Source organism: Actinoplanes oryzae (genome assembly GCF_030757795.1).
Lineage (GTDB): Bacteria > Actinomycetota > Actinomycetes > Mycobacteriales > Micromonosporaceae > Actinoplanes.
The window spans coordinates 1-4356 of record NZ_JAUQWH010000306.1 but is presented as its reverse complement, the minus strand read 5'-3'; the positions used below and the strand labels follow the sequence as shown (position 1 = coordinate 4356).

The 4356-nt window shown below is 73.6% G+C and carries 4 protein-coding genes and 1 pseudogene; 2 read left to right on the top strand and 3 right to left on the bottom strand.

Annotated features, from left to right (window positions below; all coding sequences use genetic code 11):
• A pseudogene (locus RBH18_RS43185) lies at positions 1-1067 on the bottom strand (hypothetical protein); the annotation flags it as partial.
• 154 nt (positions 1068-1221) lie between these two features.
• On the opposite strand from RBH18_RS43185, the gene RBH18_RS43180 reads away from it, so the two are divergent.
• Entirely contained in the window at positions 1222-1464 is a 243-nt protein-coding gene (locus RBH18_RS43180; RefSeq protein WP_305789071.1) for a CDGSH iron-sulfur domain-containing protein, read from the top strand.
• 79 nt (positions 1465-1543) lie between these two features.
• On the opposite strand, the gene RBH18_RS43175 is transcribed toward RBH18_RS43180, so the two are convergent.
• Positions 1544-2509: an iron-containing redox enzyme family protein gene (locus tag RBH18_RS43175; RefSeq protein ID WP_306216325.1), complete on the bottom strand. Its 966-nt coding sequence runs from the start codon at positions 2507-2509 to the stop codon at positions 1544-1546.
• A 167-nt stretch (positions 2510-2676) separates the two neighbouring features.
• On the opposite strand from RBH18_RS43175, the gene RBH18_RS43170 reads away from it, so the two are divergent.
• A complete protein-coding gene (locus tag RBH18_RS43170; RefSeq protein ID WP_306216324.1) occupies positions 2677-3219 on the top strand; it encodes a hypothetical protein in 543 nt (180 codons plus the stop codon).
• Between the two features lie 10 nt (positions 3220-3229).
• On the opposite strand, the gene RBH18_RS43165 is transcribed toward RBH18_RS43170, so the two are convergent.
• Positions 3230-4356: GDSL-type esterase/lipase family protein (locus RBH18_RS43165; protein ID WP_306216323.1), on the bottom strand; the 1127-nt coding region annotated here is incomplete at its 5' end.

Here is a 4356-nt window from a genome sequence, read left to right as displayed (position 1 = left end):
GGCTGCAGAGACGATGGCTGGAGGGACGGCGGCTGCAGAGAGGGCGGCGGGGGCTGGCGGTCGTCGGCCGGCGGATGGGGGTTGTCGGCGGGGGCCGGGGTGAAGGTGAGTGGCTGGTCCGGGGGCGGCGTGACGCTCGGGCCGGCGAAGGGCTGGTGGGCGCGGCGGTCCGGGGCCGATTGGGGGTGGGGGCCCGGTGCCGGCGGTTCGGCGGAGTGGGAGGGGCTGAAGTGGCCGTTCCCGGAGGGCGGCGGGGCCTGAAAGGAGGGGGCGGCCGGCGACGCCGGGAAGGAAGGGGTGACCGGCGGGGCCGGGAAGGAAGGGGCGGCCGGCGCGGCCGGGAAGGAAGGGGCGGCAGGCGCGGCCGGGAAGGAAGAGGCGGGCGGCGGGCCCGGGAAGGACGGGGCGGGCGGCGCGCCGGCGGACGGCAGCGACGACAGGGATGGATCGGGCCCCAGCGGAGGGGCCGAGGATGGTGACGGCGACAACGACAGGGAGGACGACAGGGACGGCGGCGGCGACGGGTGGGGGGACTGGGGGGCGCCGGCGGGTGGGGAGATCGGGCGGTTGTCCGGGCGCGGGCGGAAGGCTGCGGGCGGTTCGTCGGTGCGGGCCCGGTCGAGGCTCGGTGCTGCCGGCATGGGCGCGGCCTCGCGGGGGCGTTCGAAGGCCGGCGGCGCGGCGTAGATCGGGTCGGCCGGCGGCAGGGGCGGGCGGCTCGGCTGCAGCCAGCCCGACGCGCTGGCCGGAGCGGGGTCGAGGGACCCGCCCGCGCGGAAAGCGGGGTCGGAGCCTCCCGCGCGGAAGGCAGGGCCGGAACCGCCCGGGCGGGAGGACGGATCGAGGGGGCCGCCGGCGCGGGAGGCGGCGACCAGGCCCGAGGATTCGGCCAGGCCGGCGGCTTCGACGACTTCGGCGGCGGCTCGGGCGGTGGGGCAGGGGAGGCGTTCGCCGCAGAGGGGGCAGATGGTGGTGCCTTCGGCGCCGGCGTGGGCGCGGAGGGTGTCCCAGGCCGTGCGGGCGAGCACGCTGTCGGACTTGATGTAGTTCGTGCCGGTCCTGACCATGGTGTCCACCCCCGTTGCTTCGCCCGTGACAGGCGTTCACGATCAGTTCACCGCGTACCGGGCGGAAGCGGGCGGGTTTCCCGCAATCGGTGCGAACTGCGGCGTCCCGGGGGCCGGCGGTTTCCGGGGCGTCCGGGCGGGCATCACTCGCCGCATGACAGTCACAGCTGACGAGCACGGCGCCACCGTCATTCCGTACGAGGACGGGCCGCTTCTGCTCCGCGGGGAGTTCACCATGCGTACGCCGTCGGGCGAGGTGATCGATCCGGGGCGCGGCACCGTCGCGCTGTGCCGGTGCGGGCGGTCGGCGATCAAGCCGTTCTGTGACGGGACGCACAAGGCCGTCGGCTTCCGCGCGGGCACGGGTCGCGACACCCCGGCACCCCGCGAGAGCTGACGACAAGGGCAACAACAGAGGCGACAACGCAAAGGGCGCCGTCTCCGCGACGGCGCCCTGCAGTGGGAGAAGCGGAAGGTCAGGCCAGGGCCATCCGCAGGGACGACTCCCCCGCCTCCCAGCGCCCCAGCACGTATTCCGCCCAGCGGTCCTCCATCGACAGCACGCACCGCGCGCCGAACAGCACGTCGGCCGCCAGCTCGGGCTCCGCCGCCGCGAACGAGCCGCACATGTCGAAGGCCGCGATCTGCTCGTGCACCGCGTCCGCCTCGACGTGCTCGTCGTAGAAGCGGGTGGCCACGGCGTCCCCGCCGAGCCGGCGCAGGCCGTTGCCGTAGTGCCGGTTCGGGCCGGTGGAGGTCATCTCGTACGCGGCCAGGTGTCCCAGCAGCGCCCCGCGCCACCGCCGGTGCAGCCCGAACAGCGACATCAGGTTGTTGTTGGCGAGCGTGACGGCGGGGACCACGTCGACGTAGGCACCGTACGTGGTGTCGAGGTCCAGCGCCCGCAGCGTGTCCTTGAACAGCTCCTGGTGCATGCGGTGGGTCACCCCGCCGCCGTACTCGTCGATCTGGACCTCGATGAGGGCGGCCTTGGCCGCGCCGCCGAGCCGGGGGATCGCGAAGGTGTGCGGGTCCGCCTCGCGCAGGTGGTAGACCGAGCGGTGCGTGGCGAACTCGCGGAACTGCTCCCACGTGGCGCGCCCGCGGATGTAGCCGGACAGCGACGGGCCGCCGGTCTCCCGCGTCATCGCGACCAGCGTGTGCGGCACGTCTTCGTCCACGGAGGGGACGCCGAGGCCGCGCAGATCCGCCTCGAACCGCTCCTCGAGCCGGTTGCGCAGCCCGATCAGTCCCGGCTGCCACTCCCAGCGGTCGTCGACGCCGTCCCAGCCGCGGTAGTGCAGCTCGTACAGGACGAAGAGCGCGAGGTGCAGGTCGTCGGGCGAGTCCGGCTCCCCCGGGTCCGCGAGGTCGTGGGGCGCCTGGACGAGGGCGGCGACCACGGCTTCGGAGACGGGGCCACGTGGCAGCGGCAGTTTCATGGATCTTTTCCTCCACCAGAGAAGAGCGGCGGTCCCGGGGGTTCCCGCTCTTGTCCAGGTCAAACGATCGCTCAAAAGCTACGGTGTTCCATGAACCGCTGATTCACTCACTGTGGCGTCAACATCGCTCTCCGTATCATGGGGGAACCCCCCTGGAGGTGATTCCCATGGATGACACCGAGCTGTACCGCGAGCAGATCCTCCGGCACGCCGGACCGGTCATCACCGGACGGTTCCTCGGCTATCGCGCCTCGTACACGCGTACGGTCAGGATCGGTCAGCCCCTCCTCGTCGCGATCTACGTCACCGCGACGATCGCGCAGGCCCTCGGCTCGCTGCTGCTGTCCCTGCTGCGCAGCGGCGGCACCGGCGGGAAGCGCCGCTCGTTCAAGGACCTCAAGAAGGGCCCGGAGTACCTCGTCACGCCCGTGCGGCTGCGCGACGACCTGGGCCAGACGTACGAGGTCGAGATGCACGGTCAGCTCCCCCAGTCGGCGCTGCGCCGCGGCGACCTCGTGCAGGTGCGCACGGTGCAGCAGAAGGACCCCGAGCTCGCCGCCCGGTTGCAGCAGGTCGTCAACCTCGAGACGCTGCGGCCGTACACCCCCTGGGTCCCCACCCCGTGGACGCACCTGGGCCCGGGGCTGTTGCTGCAGGCCGCGCTGGGTCTGCTGGTCGTCCTGGCCGTGGTGGCAGCCTGGCTGCGGTAGCGTGCCGCGCTCAGAGCTTCCCGAGCGGGACGGCCGCGGCGAGCGCCGCGTCCCCGGCCGCGTTCGGGTGGATGTGGTCCCCGCTGTCGAACTCGGCGCGCAGCCGGCGCGGCGCCTCCGGGTCCCGCACGGCGGCGTCGAAATCGGCCACCGCGCCCGTGGTCCGGATCCACTTGTTGACGGCCAGCCGCTCGCGCTCGCGGGCGGCCGTCCAGGTCTTCCAGCCGTACCAGGGCGTCAGCGTGCCCAGCACGACGCGCAACCCGGCCGCGCGGGCCTGCGCCATGAGCCGCTGCAGCCCGGCGACGACGCTCTCCGCCCGCTGCCGCGGCCACTGCTGGATGTCATTGATGCCGAGCAGGATGATCACCGTACGCGCACCCGCCGCCCCGAACGCGTCACCGGCCCGGTTCAGCGCCCGCGGCCCGGCCTCCTGATAGACGGTGTAGCGCGGCCAGTACGCGTCGAGCAGGATCCGGTTACCGGTGATCCCGGCGTTGGCAATACCGTAGTCGGCCGTCTCCGGGTCCTTGCGCAGCCGGGCGGCCAGGTAGTCCGTCCAGCGCGCGTTGCGGTTGCGCCCCGACCGGATGCCGTCGGTGATCGAGTCGCCGAGCGCCACGATCGTCCCGGGACCGCCGGCGACGTCGACGCCGCTCACGTAGTGCCACACCCGGGTGACCTCGCCGAACGCGCGGCCGGAGGGGTCGCCGGCGCGATCGGCTGTGCTGCGGCTCACGTACGAGTCCTGCACCGCGGTGGGGTGGATCGTGACCCGGACCGACGGCTTCGGCGTCCAGACGCTGACGAGCAGGCCGGCCGTCGCGGGCACGGCCAGCCGCACCGGGTCGCTGACCACGTCACCCCCGGCGGGCACGGTGACGGCCTGACGACCGCCGAAGACGACGGAGCGCATCGTCCCGGCCTTGGCGGCTCCGTCGCGCTTCTTTCCCTGGTACGCCGCCAGGGCCACCGTCACGTGCCCCAGCACCAGGGGCTTGTCCCCGAACCGGTTGGTCAGGTGGACGCGGACGGCGGAACCCCCGGCGGTGAGGTGGACGACGTTGCGGACCGTGTAGCCGGCGTCCTGGTACTTGACGGCGGCCGCCGGGGCGGCCGCCCAGCCGACGGTCCACG